Source organism: Mesorhizobium sp. B2-4-12 (assembly GCF_006441575.1).
Classification (GTDB): Bacteria; Pseudomonadota; Alphaproteobacteria; order Rhizobiales; family Rhizobiaceae; genus Mesorhizobium.
Map to the genome: position 1 here is coordinate 133354 of NZ_VFVC01000003.1, position 14057 is coordinate 147410.

The window sequence follows — 14057 nt, forward strand, 5'->3', positions numbered from 1 at the left end:
CGCGATCCACGTCTAGGCGCCCTTCGTGCCGGCGATGATTTCGGTCAGCCTGATGCCGAAGCGCGAGGGATCGCTTTCGAGCACCGTGATTTCGCCGCGCGCGATCTTGCGGCCGTTGACGACGACGTCGACGGGTTCGCCGATGCGGCGGTTGAGCGCGACCGTGGAGCCCTTCTGCAAGGCCATCAGATCGGCTACAGCCATTTCAGTGCTGCCAAGGATGATCTGGACATCGACGGGGATGTTCATGATGACGCTCGAATTGGCTCCCGCGGCGGCCCTGAACGCCGCATCGGGACGCTGCTCTTCTTCGTGCAGGACCCCGCGCAATTCCTCGATGGCGCGGTCGAGCTGCTCGTCCGGCTGGTCGAGCTCTGCTTCTACCTTAGTCTTGCGCATGCGTCGTCTCCAAAAGCTCAGGCGCGCCCGGCACCAGCCGGCATGAGCCCATCGATGAAATCCTGCCCGGCATCGAAGGGATGCGTGATTCGGACGGTGTAATTCTGCCCCAGTTTGCCGAACTCGCATACGAACAGCGTCTTGCCGCGCGCGCTGAGGCGGGCCCGTGACTGCGCTGTCTCGTCGAAGTCGATGACCTGCCCCTTTTCGAGACCGGCGAGGTCGCCAAGCGTCAGCCGCGCCAGCGGCATGGTGGCTTCCAGCGCCACTGTCGAGCGCATCACCTCTTCCGAAAAGCGTGCACGCCAACTGCCGCCGTGATCGTCCTCGGCGACGGGGGCGGTGCCGTCGCGGCCGACCAGCACGACGCGCTGCGGCATCGTCACCGTGATGGAGCCGCTGTCGACTGGCGTCGAAATGCCAAGGACGATGCGGATCGCGGCGCCGTCGCGCAGCACATGCTTTCTGGCCTCGATACCGGACATGGCACGCGGCGCGGGCAGCCGCAGGTCGAGCGAACGCCGCCCCGAACCGTTCAGCGCCTGCGCCACCTCCTGGAACACCATGGTCGAGACATCGGCCTCGATCGGCGACAGGTCGCGCTCGATCGACGATGCCGGCATATCCGGATCGCCGCCAAACAGCATGGACACCATGATCGCGATCGCGGGAGCATCGATGACGAGCGTCATCGCGTCCGAGGATGCAGGCGATCCGACGACGGTCATGGCGAAGTTTTCGCCGGCGCGTGAGCGCGCCTCCGGGACGCGACTGACCTCGACGGCCCTGAGGTCGACGATCACCGGAATGCCGAGTTCGCCCGAGAGGCCCTTTTGCAAGAGCGGTACGGCGCGTTCGGCCATGGCGCGGCCGGCATCGATCACCTGATCGGCCTCGCCGCTATCGCCGACCAGACGCTCGATGATCAGCGAGCGCGCTTGCACGGGGCTGCCTGGGCTGGTCATGACCGTATCGGCACCGATCTGTCGTGCATTGCTCAAGCGGCTTTCTTCTCGGCGGCGCCGGTGGCCATCGTGCTCTGTTCGACCGCGTCGATGGTCGGCCGCTCATAGGACGAGATGGTCTTGCGGCCGAACTCGATCGCCACCTGCGGCAGCGCGCCGTTCATGTAGGCGAGCAGCGTCTGCTTGACGATGATGTAGAGGCGGTTCTTCTTCTCGCGCACCGTCTTGATCTTGGTGGCGACAGGCCCCACCACGGCATAGGACAGGAAGATGCCGAGGAAGGTGCCGACCAGGGCGGCACCGATCAGGCCGCCGAGGATTTCCGGCGATTGATCAAGGGCACCCATCGCCTTGACCACGCCGAGCACTGCGGCGACGATGCCGAGCGCCGGCAGGCCGTCGCCGACCGCGACCAGCGCATGATAGGCCTTCATCTTGTCGGACTTGATGGTCTGGATTTCCTCGTCCATCAGCGCCTCGATCTCATGCGAGCGGGCATTGCCGATGATGATGATGCGGCAGTAGTCGCAGATGAAATTCATCAGGTCATGGTTCTTGAGCACGGTCGGAAAGGCCTGGAAGATCGCCGATTCTTCCGGATTGTCGATATGCGCCTCGACCTCGCTGCGCGATTTCGAGCGCAATTCGCGCATCAGGCTGTGCAGCACGCCGAGCGTCTCCAGGTAATCCTGTTCCTTCGGCACGGCCTGCTTGAAGGCTTCGAGGATGCCCTTGCCGGTATCCTTGACCGTCTTCATCGGGTTGGCGACCAGGAAGGTGCCCAAGGCAGCGCCGCAGATGACCACCGCTTCCCATGGCTGGACCAGCACGTGCAGATGTCCGCCCATGGCCATGAAGCCGCCAAGGACGCAGCCGAGCGTCACCACCAGTCCAATCAGAATGCCCACGGCAGGTCCTTCCGCATTTCACGTCAGCGCAAGGGATAGTCCCCGTGCCTTGTGTGAGGCTTGAATCCGAACGGCCGGACCGATTCAGTTTCGCGCAAGGAAGCGAGATTATTGTCGCGATATTAAGCTTCGGCCGGAGGCATGACGTTGCTCAATACCTTTACCAGCTACCAGTTGATCACCAAGGACATCGGCAAATCCATCGCCCGCATCGAGCAACAGCCGACGGTTGACCGCGATACGCAATATTATCTCGCCAACATCACCAAGGTGAAATCGATCGACGATTTCGTCAACAATGACCGGCTGTTCAAATATGCCATGAAGGCCTACGGACTGGAGGACATGGACTACGCCAAGGCCTTCATGGTCAAGGCGCTCAAGGAAGGCGTTTCCGACCCCGACAGTTTCGCCAACAAGCTGACCGACAAGCGCTACGCCGAGTTCGTCAGCGCCTTCAACTTCGCCGCCAATGGCGCCGATGCGACCATCTACAACAAGGCGCAGCAGCTGGTGACGAAGAACTACGCCATACAGGCGCAAATCGCCGGTCTCGACCCGAATTCGGACTATGTGAAAGGCGAGACGACCTACTATCTCGCCAACATCACCAAGGTGAAGTCGGTCGACGATTTGATGTCGAACAGCCGGCTCTACACCTACGCGCTGGCCGCGTTCGGCCTCGATTCGGCGACGGAGGACAAGGACCTTATCAAGCAGGTTCTGCAGGGCGGCGTGCGCGACCCCAACAGCGTCGCCAACAAGCAGACGAACCCGGTTTACGCGGCATTGGCCTCGGCCTTCAACTTCGAACAGTACGGCGAAAACGCCACCACCATCAATCCGGCGCAGCAGCCGACCGTCGACAAATACATGCGCCAGACGCTGGAGGAGGATGCCGGCCAGACCAATCAAGGCGTGCGGCTGGCGCTCTATTTCCAGCGCAAGGCGCCCACCATCACCAGCTGGTACGACGTGCTGGCCGACACGGCGCTTGCGAGCGTGGTGCGCACCGCGCTCGGGCTGCCCGATTCCTTCGCCGCCGCCGATATCGACAAGCAGGCGCAGCTCTTCGAACAGAAGCTCAGCATCTCGGATTTCTCCGACCCCGAGAAACTCGGCAAGTTCCTGACCCGCTTCACCAGCATGTACGAGATCAACAACCCGACCTCGCCGGCCGTGACGTCGGTCAGCGTGTTGTTTGCACAGCCGGTCACGGCTGGCATCTCCACCGACCTGATGATGGCCATGCAGAAACTGAAGTTCTGATCATGCGGGACAGTCTCTACGTCGCCCTTTCTTCGCAGATGGCGCTCGAGCGCCGGCTCGACACGATAGCCGACAATGTCGCCAATGCCGGGACCGTCGGCTTTCGTGCCACCGGTGTGAAATTCGAGGACGTGGTGTCGGGCACCGGCCAGAAATCGGTGTCCTTCGCCTCGTCGGGCAAGACCTATCTTTCAGGCGCCCATGGCTCCTTGACCGAGACCGGCAATCCGTTCGATTTCGCGATCCAGGGCGATGCCTGGTTCGCCATCGATACGCCGGCCGGCACCGTCATGACCCGCGACGGCCGCTTCTCGATGAACGAGAATGGCGAGCTGATGTCGATCGAAGGCCACCCGGTGCTCGACGCCGGCGGCGCGCCGATCCAGCTCGATCCCCGCAACGGTCCGCCCAAGGCCGGCGCCGACGGGTCGCTGCGCCAGAACGACCAGCTTGTCGGCTCGATCGGCCTCTACAATTTCGACCCGGGCGAGAACTTCGTGCGCTACGGCAATTCAGGCATCGTGCCGGCGCGCACGCCCGAGCCGGTCACCGACCGTTCCGATGTCGGCGTCGCGCAGGGCTTCGTCGAGGAATCCAACGTCAATCCGGTGCTGGAGATGACCCGGCTGATCATGGTCCAGCGTGCCTTCGAGAACACCGCCGCCCTGATGCGGCAGACGGATTCCTCCACCGACGAGGCAATCAAGACGCTCGGCTCGAAGTCGTAGCATGTCGTCGAACCAGCCATCGATCCGCGCACCCGAAAGACAGTTCCAGCCGGCGCCGGAGGATCGGCTTGCCGCGTTGGAGAGGATATGGCGGCGCTTCGGCAACGCCGATGGACTGGTCAAGCGTGGCGGTCTCGTCACCGAAGTCACGCCCACGCATTACAAAGTGCGCGGCCTTTCCGATTTCGCCAGGCTGGGCGACATCGTCGAACAACGCGGCCAGGCCGGCGCGCGCCGCGGCGAGGTCGTCAAGATCAGCCGCGACGAGGTTGTCGTTGCTCCCTTCGAACGCAGCGCCGATGCCGGTATCGGCGATGCCGTGTTCCGCAGGGGTCCGCTCGCGGTGCACCCGCACGGCTCATGGCGCGGCCGTGCCATCGATGCGCTCACCCGGGCGATCGATGGCGGTCCGCCGCTGATCAGGGGCGACGACACTGCGGGCAGCGCCACGACGCCTGGTGCCATGGCGCGGCAGCGCGTCGGCACCGCCTTCATGACCGGCGTCAAGGTCATCGACATCTTCACGCCGCTGTGTTTCGGCCAGCGCATGGGCGTCTTCGCGGGTTCCGGTGTCGGCAAGTCGACGCTGCTCGCCATGCTCGCCGGCGCCGACGCGTTCGACACCGTCGTCGTGGCGCTGATCGGCGAACGCGGCCGCGAGGTGCGCGAATTCCTCGAGGACACGATCGGCGACAGCATGGCCAAGACCGTGGCCGTCGTCGCCACCAGCGACGAGAGTGCCATGATGCGCCGGCGTGCGCCCGACACCGCCATGCGCGTCGCGGAACACTTTCGCGACCAGGGCCACCGAGTGCTTCTGGTGCTGGATTCGATCACCCGCTTCGCCCATGCGCTGCGCGAGGTGGCGACGGGAACCGGTGAGCCGCCGGTCGCGCGCGGCTATCCCGCCTCGGTTTTCACCGAACTGCCCAAGCTGCTCGAGCGCGCTGGACCGGGGGCGGAAGGTAAAGGCTCGATCACCGCCATCATTTCCGTGCTGGTCGACGGCGACGATCACAACGATCCGGTCGCCGATTCCGTACGCGGCATTCTCGATGGCCATGTCGTGCTCGACCGTGCGATCGCAGAGCATGGCCGCTATCCGCCGGTCAACCCGCTGTCGTCCATTTCGCGACTGGCGGGCAAGGCCTGGAGCGCCGAACAGCGCGCTTTGGTGGCACGGCTGAAGTCGATGATCTCCCGCTTCGAGGACACGCGCGACATCCGCCTGCTCGGCGCCTACCAGGGCGGCGTTGACGCCGAACTCGACATGGCCGTGCGCCAGGTACCCCTGATCTACGAGGCGTTGACGCAATCGCCCAGGGACCGCCCGTCGGCCGATCCGTTCTCCGATCTCGCCCGCCATCTCAAGGGAAAGCAGAATGCCGAACCAGGAGACTGAAGGCCAGTACGCCGAGCGCCTCCTGCGCGAGATGATCGCCGAGGCGAACGCCGCCGAGCAAGCCAGGGCTGAAGAAGCCAGAGCCGTCAAGACAGAGGCCGACCGCGCCAAAGCCGAGGCCGTTCTGGCCAGGGCTGCCAAGCCGCCCTTGCCTAGGCCCTCCCGGCCGGAGACCGCCGACCTGACGCAGGCCAGCCGGGACTCGCTCATCGACGGCCTGTTCCCGGTCACCGAATGGTCGCAGCCTCCCAAGCCGCAGTTTCCCAAACTGGGCAGGAAGGCGGACCGGCGCAGCGACTTCGTCATCGCCGCGCTCGGCATCACGCTTGGCCTGATCTGTGCGCTCTTTCCCTGGTACATCTTCTTCAACCAGGAACAGTTCGGCGTCCAGGCGATCAAGTTTGGCGGCACCGGCACCAATTCAGGGCGTGAGGGCGGCGGCGTGGTCGCCCAACGCAGTGCACCACTGACGGCCAAGGACGTTCCCAACGCCGACATCGACCTGCTTGCCACCGGAACGGTGCAGGACGACGCCACGCCGGCCCGGGCGCCCGGCGAGCAGCCCTTTCCGGCCGACGTGGCGAAATTCCGCATGGTCCATGTCGCCAATGGCCGCGCCATGATCGAGGACGACACTGGCCTGTGGATCGTCCAGCGTGGCTCGACCCTGCCCGATTCCAGCAAGGTGTCCTCGATCGAGCAGCGCAACGGAAAATGGGTCATGCTCACCAGCACCAATCAGGTGATCGAGCTCTCCAGATAGGCCGCCGTGGTTCTGCCTATCCGGCTCCGATCAAGAAACGGGGCATGATGTCATGCGAAAACCGCTTCACACCTTTCTGGCGGCCGTCCGCAAGGTCCGCGCAAGACTGACGGCCTAGTCTTTGGGCACATGCCCGGAGATTCCCATGGAGCCCGTTTCCCTTTTCGATCTCGCCGCCAAGCAAGCGCAGTGGCTTTCCGTGCGTCAGTCGGCGATCGCCGGTAACATCGCCAACGCCAACACGCCAGGCTACATGGCAAACGATGTCGAGCCGTTCGAAAAGGTGCTCGACCGCACGGCGGTGTCGCTGCAGGCCACCGAGGCCGGCCATCTCGGCAACGCCGCGACCAATGCCGGCTTCACCGTCAAGCCGCAGGAAGACGACGGTGTGGTCATGCCGTCCAAGAACAGCGTCGTGCTTGAAGACCAGCTTCTCAAGGCCGGCGAAGTGCGCCGTTCCTTCGAGCTCAACACGGCCATCGTCAAGGCGTTCCACTCGATGATGATGATGGCGGTGAAGAGCTGACCATGGACGCATTGACCTCAGCCCTGAAAGTCGCAGCATCCGGCCTCGGCGCCCAGTCCGAGCGCCTGCGCGTGGTTTCCGAGAACCTCGCCAATGCCCAGTCGACCGGCACCACGCCCGGCGCCGACCCCTATCGCCGCAAGACCATCAGCTTCGTCTCGGAGCTCGACCGGGCCTCCGGCAGCTCAACGGTCGCGGTGAACTCGATCGACCGCGATCCGAGTGACTTTCCCGTCGAATTCCAACCCGGCAACGAGGCCGCCGACGCGAAGGGCTACGTCAAGTTGCCCAATGTCAACGTGCTGATCGAAATGGCCGACATGACCGAGGCCAACCGCTCCTACGAGGCCAACCTGCAAGTCGTGAAGCAGGCGCGCGACCTCATCTCAATGACCATCGACCTGATGAGGAACCAATGATCGTGAACGGCATCGGCGCGCTTAACCTGAAGCCTGGGCTGGGCGACACGGCAACCGACCTGCTTCAAGGCGGTGTCGCGCCCGCGACACCGGGCAATCTTGGCACCTCCTTCACCGAGGCGCTGAGCCAGGCGGCGTCGAAGACCGTCAACACGCTGCAGAATGCCGAACAGGTGTCGCTGCAGGCGCTCAAGGGCGATGCCGACACCCGCCAGGTCGTCGATGCCGTGATGAGCGCGCAGGAGGCGCTCCAGACCGCCGTCGCCATCCGCGACAAGGTCGTTTCGGCCTATCTCGAAGTCAGTCGCATGGGTATCTGAGGAGTTAGGCCATGAAAGCACTCGCCATTGCCGCCACCGGCATGAATGCCCAGCAGACAAATCTGGAAGTCATCGCCAACAACATCGCCAACATCAACACCACCGGCTACAAGCGGGCGCGAGCCGAATTCTCGGACCTGCTCTACCAGGTCGACCGCACGCAAGGCGTGCCCAACCGCTCCAACGCCTCGCTGGTGCCGGAGGGCGTTTCGATCGGCCTCGGCGTCAAGACGACCGCGGTGCGCAACGTCCACACACAGGGCGAACTGACCAGCACCGGCAACAGTTTCGACATGGCGCTCACCGGCCGCGGCTGGTTTCAGATCGAGGGCGCAGATGGCGGCACGCTCTATACCCGCGCCGGTGCCTTCAACACCAACGCCACCGGTCAGCTGGTGACCGCGGACGGCGCCAGTGTCATCCCGGCCATCACCGTGCCGGTCAACGCCGTCGAAGTCATCGTCAACAAGACCGGCCAGGTCTTCGCCCGTATCGACGGCCAGACCAACCTGCAGACGCTCGGCCAGCTCCAGATCGTCAACTTCGCCAACGAGGCGGGGCTGGCGCCGCTCGGCGACAATCTGTTCCAGGAAACGACGGCGTCAGGCCCGGCCAATGTCGGCGTGCCCGGCGACCCCGGCTTCGCCACCGTCCAGCAAGGTTATCTCGAGGCTTCCAACGTCGACCCGGTCAAGGAAATCACCGAACTGATCTCGGCGCAGCGCGCCTATGAAATGAACTCCAAGGTCATCCAGGCCGCCGACGACATGGCCTCTGTTGTCTCCAAGAACATCAGGTAACGGACGATGGCCATGCCGATCTCCTGCTCCGCACTCCGCCGCGCCGCGCTTGCCTTTGCGTTGGTGGTCGGTGGTTTGCCGGCTTTCGCCCAGGAGTCGAAAGGCCCGTCGACAGACCAATCGGCAACGCAGATCGCCAGAAGTCAGCCTGCCGGCGAGGTCGTGCTGATCCCCAACCGGGTCATCTATCCCGGCGAGACCATCGAGATCACCGCGCTGAAGCAGGTGACCCTCATCCCGGGCAAGCACAAGCCCGATGCGGTGGCAACCCGCGCCGAGGAGTTGCAGGGCAAGATCGCCAAGCGCACGCTGCTGCCCGGCCGCTACATTCCTTCGACCGCCATCCGCCAGGCCTGGCTGGTCGAACAGGGCGCCGCCGTGCAGGTCTTCTTCATCGCCGGCGGACTGACGATATCGGCGACCGCCGTGACCTTGCAGCCGGGTTCGGCCGGCGACCTCATCAAGGTTCGCAACACCGACAGCGGCAAGATCCTTTCCGGCACTGTGATGGCCGACGGAACCATCCAGGTCAGCGCTTCATGATGCGCGCATTTACCCTTCTGCTTGCGGCCGCGCTCGGCCTGCAGCCGGCGCTGGCCGACGGCCTGACGCCCAAGGCCAAGCGCGAACTCGCCGCCAGGAATGGCGGCGTTTACGACGATCCGGAATATGATCCGGCCACCACCACCCGCATGTTCCGCGTGTCGTCCGGGCCAAGCTCGCTGCCGCCGGGCCAGGTCGCCTCGCGCATCAAGGACATCGCCCAGCTGCAGAGTTCGCGCGATAACCAGCTCGTCGGCTACGGCCTCGTCATCGGGCTCGCCGGGTCTGGCGACAGCCTGCGCAATTCGCCGTTCACCGAGCAGTCGATCCGCGCCATGCTCGAAAATCTCGGCATCGCCACCGAGGGCGGCAGCGCGCGCGCCAAGAACGTCGCCGCCGTCATCGTCACCGCCAATATGCCCCCCTATGTGCAATCGGGCGCCCGCATCGACATCGACGTCTCCTCGATGGGCGACGCCACCTCGCTATCAGGCGGCACACTGATCATGACGCCGCTGAAGGCGGCGGACGGCGAGATCTATGCCGTTGGCCAGGGCGCGGTCATCGTTTCCGGGTTCACCGCCCAGGGTCAGGCCCAGCAAGTGACGCAGGGCGTGCCAACCGCCGGCCGGGTCCCGAACGGCGCAATTGTCGAGCGGTCGGTGAAGGCCGAATTCGATGACCAGCCGACGCTAACGCTGCAATTGCGCAATCCCGATTTTTCGACCGCCATCCGTATCGCCGACGCGATCAACGATTACACCAGCCAGCGCTTTGGCATGCGCGTGGCGGCCGAGCGCGATTCCCGCACCGTCCAGATCAGGAGGCCGAAGAGCATATCGGCGGCCCGCTTCTATGCCGAGATCGAGAATCTGGTGGTCGAGTCCGACACGCCGGCCCGCGTCGTCATCGACGAGCGCACCGGCACCATCGTCATCGGCAACGACGTCAAGATCTCGCGGGTCGCTATCAGTCACGGCACACTGACGGTGCGCATCACCGAGGCGCCGCGTGTCGTGCAGCCTGAACCTTTTTCCAAGGGTGAAACCGCCGTCGAGCCGTTCACCGCCATCGACGCCAGCCGGCCCAATGGTCGCGTCGCCGTGCTCGATGGGCCTGACCTGCAAACCCTCGTTTCCGGCCTCAACCGTCTCGGCGTCAAGCCGGACGGCATCATTGCCATCCTGCAAGGCATCAAGTCGGCCGGCGCCCTGCAAGCCGATCTGGTTCTCCAATAGGCGATGCCGATGATCCCTCCTCTCTCATCTCATGAAAGGCGCCTCCCCCGCACAATCCTGTTCGCGGCAGCAGCTCTCGCGGCCATGTCCTTTTCCGGCGGCGCGGACGCCGAGGACACCGTTCGCCAGGTTCTGCCCGGAGCGCAGCCCGCGATGGCGCCGCAGCGATTGACGCGGGAAAAGGCGCCTGACCAAAGCGAGATCGAGCGCTTCTGCTCCAACATAGCCGACGCCGCCCGCGACCGCCGCTATGCCTTGCAGGCGGAAGAACTGAAGCAGCTCCAGGCCGGCATCGACCAGCGCATGAAGGCGCTGGACGAGAAGAAGGCCGAATACGAGACGTGGCTGAAGCGGCGCGAGGTCTTCCTGGCCCGGGCAGAGGACGGCGTCGTCAAGATCTATGCCGGCATGAAGCCCGATGCCGCGGCTGAACGCCTGGCGATCGTCAACGCAGACCTGGCCGCGGCCATCCTGATGAAGCTCGATTCACGCAAGGCCAGTGTCATTCTCAACGAAATGGACCAGAAGGCGGCGGCGACGCTCACCGGCATCATGGCCAGCGCAGCCCGAAGGATAGATCCGTCATGATCCGCAGAATGCTCATCCTGTGCGCGATCGCAGCGCTGTCCGGCTGCGGAACCAACCTCAGGGAGGTCGGCAAGGAACCGGCGCTGTCGCCGGTCGGCTCCGGCATCGATGGCGGCAACACCGGCTCCCTCTACAAATACCCGGAGTCGCCACGCGCGCCGGTCAAGAAATTCTCGCTTTGGAACGATCGCCAGAGCCGGCTGTTCACGGACCCCCGGGCGCTGTCGCAGGGCGACATCCTGACCGTCAAGATCAGCATCAACGACCGCGCCAACTTCAAGAACCAGAACGACAGAAGCCGCACCGCCAACCGCAAGCTCGGTTTCGACATCAGCGCGCAATGGGACAAGCTCAGCACAGCCGGCAAGGGTTCCGGCGCGCTCAACTCGGCCACGGACACCACTGCTGACGGCGAGATCAAGCGATCCGAAACGCTGGAGCTCAATGTCGCGGCCATCGTCACCGACGTCCTGCCCAACGGCAATCTGATGATCAGCGGTTCGCAGGAGGTGCGCGTCAACGCCGAACTCAGGGTGCTGACCATCGCCGGCATCGTGCGGCCGGCCGATATCGGTGCCGAGAATACGATTCCCTACGAGCGCATCGCCGAGGCGCGCATTTCATACGGCGGACGCGGCCGCATCACCGAGATCCAGCAGCCGGCCTACGGCCAGCAGGTTCTCGACCAGGTTCTTCCGTTCTAGGGTTGGAGAACAGCGTGGCCAATGTCGAACAGCTTCAGGCTCGCAAGGGACCTTCCCTTGCCGTCCAGGGCGCCATGCTGCTGGTGGTGACGGCCGCCGCCATCGGCATGGGCTGGCTGTCCGGCGGCTATCTCAAGGGCGTCGGAGGACCGGCGTCGGTTCCGGTCGCGCCGGAGAACGAGGGCAAGGCTGCCCAGCCCGCCGCCGCGCAACAGCCGGGCACGGGGCCGACGCTCGTGGCACTGGCGCCGATCACCACCAACATCGCCTCGCCTGCCGACACCTGGTTCAGGATGGAGGCATTCGTGGTCTATGACGCGCCGCAGCCGCCGGCGATGGCGGAGGACATCCAGCAGGACCTTCTGGCCTTCGTGCGCACCTTGAAGATGCACCAGATCGAAGGCGCCAGCGGTTACCAGCACCTGAAAGCCGATCTCGAGGAACGCGCCTCGATCCGCAGCCAGGGCCATGCCAAACAGGTACTCATCAGGACATTGCTGGTCGAATGAGGAAATTCCTTCTTGCAGCGGCGCTGATCGGCGCTGCCACATCCGTCGCGGCGGCCCAGCAACTGGACCTCGGCGGCATCGGCAAGGCCGATGGCACCACCGTCGGCTACATCATCCAGATGTTCGGCCTGCTGACGGTGCTGTCGGTGGCGCCGGGCCTGCTGATCATGGTGACGAGCTTCACCCGCTTCGTCATCGCTTTCTCGATCCTGCGCGCCGGCATCGGCCTGCAGTCGACGCCGGCTAACCTCATCCTCATTTCGCTGTCGCTGTTCATGACCTTCTATGTCATGGCGCCGACCTTCGATCAGGCCTGGAACACCGGCGTCAAGCCGCTGATGGACAACCAGATCAGCCAGACCGAGGCATTCGAGAAGATCTCGGATCCGTTCCGCACTTTCATGCTGCACAATGTGCGCGACAAGGACTTCGACCTTTTCGCCGACCTCGCCCGCGAGCGCGGCCAGACCGTCTCGCGCGACACGGTCGACCTGCGCATCCTGGTGCCGGCCTTCATGATCTCCGAGATCCGGCGCGGCTTCGAAATCGGCTTCCTGATCGTGCTGCCTTTCCTGATCATCGACCTGATCGTCGCCACCATCACGATGGCGATGGGCATGATGATGCTGCCGCCCACCGTGGTGTCGCTGCCATTCAAGATCCTGTTCTTCGTCCTGATCGACGGCTGGAACCTGCTTGTCGGCAGCCTGGTGCGCTCCTTCACCTGATCGTTTCCGTCGCACGGCCCCGGCAAAAGGCACCGTCTGCCGACAAGGGTGGGCGGTGCGGGAACCATCATCGAATTCCCAGATTATTTTCGATTAACCGTCGGATTTAGGTCTTTGGTAGGAACTCGCCGCCATAGTCGCTCGCAGATGGCGGGTGATCTCTTTCGACGATCATTGGCATGATGCCGCTCCGTCATACCGGACAAGCCGGTATGTCAAAAAAAAAACACCTGTAAAATCAAGGTACGAGTAGCCATGTCCAGCATCATGACGAACACCGCCGCATTGACGGCGCTGCAGAGCCTCAACGCCACCAGCAAATCGCTTCAGGACACCCAGGCCCGCATCTCGACGGGCTATCGCGTCTCCCAGGCTTCCGACAACGCCGCCTACTGGTCGATCGCGACCACGATGCGCTCCGACAACCAGGCGATGTCCACCGTTTCGGACTCGCTCGGCCTCGGCGCCTCGAAGGTTGACACCGCCTACACCGGCATGAACAGTGCGATCACCACCATCAACTCGATCCAGCAGAAGCTGACCGCGTCCTACGGCCAGACCGACGCCTCCAAGGAAAAGACCCAGGTCGAAATCAAGGCGCTTCAGGATCAGTTGAAGGCCTACGCCGATGGCGCCACCTTCTCCGGCACCAACATGCTTTCGCTGTCCACCGCTTCGGGCACGGCGGCCGATGTGAAGATCGTTTCGGCCTTCAACCGCGACGCCAGCGGTGCTGTTTCGATCTCGACGATCGACGTCAACGTGGAAAGCATCAAGCTCTATGACGCCGGCGCGGCCCCGACGGCCAAAGGCATTCTGGACACGGATCGCCTCGGCGCCACCGGCGCTGCGGCAGCAGCTTCGGCCCCGACGCTCGGCGCTGCCGCAGCGGCTACCGACACCTATTCGGTCGCCAGCCTGGCCATCTTCTCGGGTGGCACGGCCGCCAGCGATAGCCAGATCTCGCAGATGATGACCGTCGTCGACGCCGCGCTCAAGGACATGACGACCGCCGCCACCAAGCTCGGCGCCGCCAAGAGCTCCATCGACCTGCAGAAGACCTTCACGTCAAGCCTGATGGACTCCATCGACCGCGGCGTTGGTCAGCTCGTCGATGCCGACATGAACAAGGAATCGACCCGCCTCCAGGCCCTGCAGGTTCAGCAGCAGCTCGGCGTCCAGGCGCTGTCGATCGCCAACGGCTCCTCGCAGTCGATCCTGTCGCTGTTCCGCTAATCCACTTCGCTC

At 64.1% G+C, this 14057-nt stretch carries 18 protein-coding genes; 15 read left to right on the forward strand and 3 right to left on the reverse strand.

The genetic code is table 11. The annotated features are described in order from the left end of the window. Positions 1-12 precede the first annotated feature (12 nt). Genes fliN through motA form a run of 3 tightly spaced genes read right to left on the reverse strand, consistent with a single transcriptional unit; the run spans position 13 to position 2272 of the window. Positions 13-399 (reverse strand): flagellar motor switch protein FliN, encoded by a 387-nt coding sequence (gene fliN, locus FJ934_RS03170; protein WP_140607196.1) that lies wholly within the window; start codon positions 397-399, stop codon positions 13-15. A 17-nt stretch (positions 400-416) separates the two neighbouring features. After that, entirely contained in the window at positions 417-1364 is a 948-nt protein-coding gene (locus FJ934_RS03175) for a FliM/FliN family flagellar motor switch protein (protein WP_140607279.1), read from the reverse strand. Positions 1365-1396: 32 nt separating this feature from the next. Next, positions 1397-2272: a flagellar motor stator protein MotA gene (gene motA / locus FJ934_RS03180; RefSeq protein ID WP_140607197.1), complete on the reverse strand. Its 876-nt coding sequence runs from the start codon at positions 2270-2272 to the stop codon at positions 1397-1399. Between the two features lie 147 nt (positions 2273-2419). Between motA and FJ934_RS03185 the strand changes: the two genes are divergently transcribed. The 15 genes from FJ934_RS03185 (at position 2420) to FJ934_RS03255 (ending at position 14045) form a co-directional block, all read left to right on the forward strand. Continuing rightward, positions 2420-3541 (forward strand): DUF1217 domain-containing protein, encoded by a 1122-nt coding sequence (locus tag FJ934_RS03185; protein WP_140607280.1) that lies wholly within the window; start codon positions 2420-2422, stop codon positions 3539-3541. Between the two features lie 2 nt (positions 3542-3543). After that, positions 3544-4269, forward strand: a complete 726-nt coding sequence (gene flgF, locus FJ934_RS03190) for a flagellar basal-body rod protein FlgF (RefSeq protein WP_140607198.1) — start codon at positions 3544-3546, stop codon at positions 4267-4269. 1 nt (position 4270) lies between these two features. Then, entirely contained in the window at positions 4271-5671 is a 1401-nt protein-coding gene (fliI, locus tag FJ934_RS03195; RefSeq protein ID WP_140607199.1) for a flagellar protein export ATPase FliI, read from the forward strand. Then, entirely contained in the window at positions 5652-6434 is a 783-nt protein-coding gene (locus tag FJ934_RS03200; protein ID WP_140607200.1) for a hypothetical protein, read from the forward strand. The genes fliI and FJ934_RS03200 overlap by 20 nt, the downstream gene beginning before the upstream one ends. Before the next feature lie 145 nt (positions 6435-6579). After that, positions 6580-6960, forward strand: coding sequence for a flagellar basal body rod protein FlgB (flgB, locus tag FJ934_RS03205; RefSeq protein WP_140607201.1), 381 nt, complete (start codon positions 6580-6582; stop codon positions 6958-6960). A gap of 2 nt (positions 6961-6962) precedes the next feature. Next, positions 6963-7379, forward strand: coding sequence for a flagellar basal body rod protein FlgC (gene flgC, locus FJ934_RS03210; RefSeq protein ID WP_140607202.1), 417 nt, complete (start codon positions 6963-6965; stop codon positions 7377-7379). Beyond that, positions 7376-7699, forward strand: a complete 324-nt coding sequence (locus FJ934_RS03215; protein ID WP_181165492.1) for a flagellar hook-basal body complex protein FliE — start codon at positions 7376-7378, stop codon at positions 7697-7699. The genes flgC and FJ934_RS03215 overlap by 4 nt, the downstream gene beginning before the upstream one ends. Before the next feature lie 11 nt (positions 7700-7710). After that, positions 7711-8499: a flagellar basal-body rod protein FlgG gene (flgG, locus tag FJ934_RS03220; RefSeq protein WP_140607203.1), complete on the forward strand. Its 789-nt coding sequence runs from the start codon at positions 7711-7713 to the stop codon at positions 8497-8499. A gap of 6 nt (positions 8500-8505) precedes the next feature. After that, positions 8506-9042: a flagellar basal body P-ring formation chaperone FlgA gene (flgA, locus tag FJ934_RS03225; protein ID WP_140607204.1), complete on the forward strand. Its 537-nt coding sequence runs from the start codon at positions 8506-8508 to the stop codon at positions 9040-9042. 149 nt (positions 9043-9191) lie between these two features. Then, positions 9192-10280: a flagellar basal body P-ring protein FlgI gene (locus FJ934_RS03230; protein ID WP_226890705.1), complete on the forward strand. Its 1089-nt coding sequence runs from the start codon at positions 9192-9194 to the stop codon at positions 10278-10280. Positions 10281-10283: 3 nt separating this feature from the next. After that, positions 10284-10868 (forward strand): MotE family protein, encoded by a 585-nt coding sequence (locus tag FJ934_RS03235; RefSeq protein ID WP_181165493.1) that lies wholly within the window; start codon positions 10284-10286, stop codon positions 10866-10868. Beyond that, positions 10865-11572, forward strand: coding sequence for a flagellar basal body L-ring protein FlgH (gene flgH / locus FJ934_RS03240; protein ID WP_140607207.1), 708 nt, complete (start codon positions 10865-10867; stop codon positions 11570-11572). The genes FJ934_RS03235 and flgH overlap by 4 nt, the downstream gene beginning before the upstream one ends. A gap of 14 nt (positions 11573-11586) precedes the next feature. Beyond that, positions 11587-12081 (forward strand): flagellar basal body-associated FliL family protein, encoded by a 495-nt coding sequence (locus FJ934_RS03245; protein WP_140607208.1) that lies wholly within the window; start codon positions 11587-11589, stop codon positions 12079-12081. After that, positions 12078-12809 (forward strand): flagellar type III secretion system pore protein FliP, encoded by a 732-nt coding sequence (gene fliP / locus FJ934_RS03250; protein ID WP_140607209.1) that lies wholly within the window; start codon positions 12078-12080, stop codon positions 12807-12809. The genes FJ934_RS03245 and fliP overlap by 4 nt, the downstream gene beginning before the upstream one ends. Positions 12810-13064: 255 nt before the next feature. Beyond that, positions 13065-14045 (forward strand): flagellin, encoded by a 981-nt coding sequence (locus FJ934_RS03255; RefSeq protein ID WP_140607210.1) that lies wholly within the window; start codon positions 13065-13067, stop codon positions 14043-14045. Positions 14046-14057 lie beyond the last annotated feature (12 nt).

Excerpts from the sequence above, each read along its gene's own strand:
- fliN (WP_140607196.1), bottom strand. The coding sequence starts at position 399 with ATGCGCAAGACTAAGGTAGAAGCAGAGCTCGACCAGCCGGACGAGCAG.
- FJ934_RS03175 (WP_140607279.1), bottom strand. The coding sequence starts at position 1,364 with ATGACCAGCCCAGGCAGCCCCGTGCAAGCGCGCTCGCTGATCATCGAG.
- flgF (WP_140607198.1), top strand. The coding sequence starts at position 3,544 with ATGCGGGACAGTCTCTACGTCGCCCTTTCTTCGCAGATGGCGCTCGAG.
- fliI (WP_140607199.1), top strand. The coding sequence starts at position 4,271 with ATGTCGTCGAACCAGCCATCGATCCGCGCACCCGAAAGACAGTTCCAG.
- FJ934_RS03200 (WP_140607200.1), top strand. The coding sequence starts at position 5,652 with ATGCCGAACCAGGAGACTGAAGGCCAGTACGCCGAGCGCCTCCTGCGC.
- flgB (WP_140607201.1), top strand. The coding sequence starts at position 6,580 with ATGGAGCCCGTTTCCCTTTTCGATCTCGCCGCCAAGCAAGCGCAGTGG.
- flgC (WP_140607202.1), top strand. The coding sequence starts at position 6,963 with ATGGACGCATTGACCTCAGCCCTGAAAGTCGCAGCATCCGGCCTCGGC.
- FJ934_RS03215 (WP_181165492.1), top strand. The coding sequence starts at position 7,376 with ATGATCGTGAACGGCATCGGCGCGCTTAACCTGAAGCCTGGGCTGGGC.
- flgG (WP_140607203.1), top strand. The coding sequence starts at position 7,711 with ATGAAAGCACTCGCCATTGCCGCCACCGGCATGAATGCCCAGCAGACA.
- flgA (WP_140607204.1), top strand. The coding sequence starts at position 8,506 with ATGGCCATGCCGATCTCCTGCTCCGCACTCCGCCGCGCCGCGCTTGCC.
- FJ934_RS03230 (WP_226890705.1), top strand. The coding sequence starts at position 9,192 with ATGTTCCGCGTGTCGTCCGGGCCAAGCTCGCTGCCGCCGGGCCAGGTC.
- FJ934_RS03235 (WP_181165493.1), top strand. The coding sequence starts at position 10,284 with ATGCCGATGATCCCTCCTCTCTCATCTCATGAAAGGCGCCTCCCCCGC.
- flgH (WP_140607207.1), top strand. The coding sequence starts at position 10,865 with ATGATCCGCAGAATGCTCATCCTGTGCGCGATCGCAGCGCTGTCCGGC.
- fliP (WP_140607209.1), top strand. The coding sequence starts at position 12,078 with ATGAGGAAATTCCTTCTTGCAGCGGCGCTGATCGGCGCTGCCACATCC.
- FJ934_RS03255 (WP_140607210.1), top strand. The coding sequence starts at position 13,065 with ATGTCCAGCATCATGACGAACACCGCCGCATTGACGGCGCTGCAGAGC.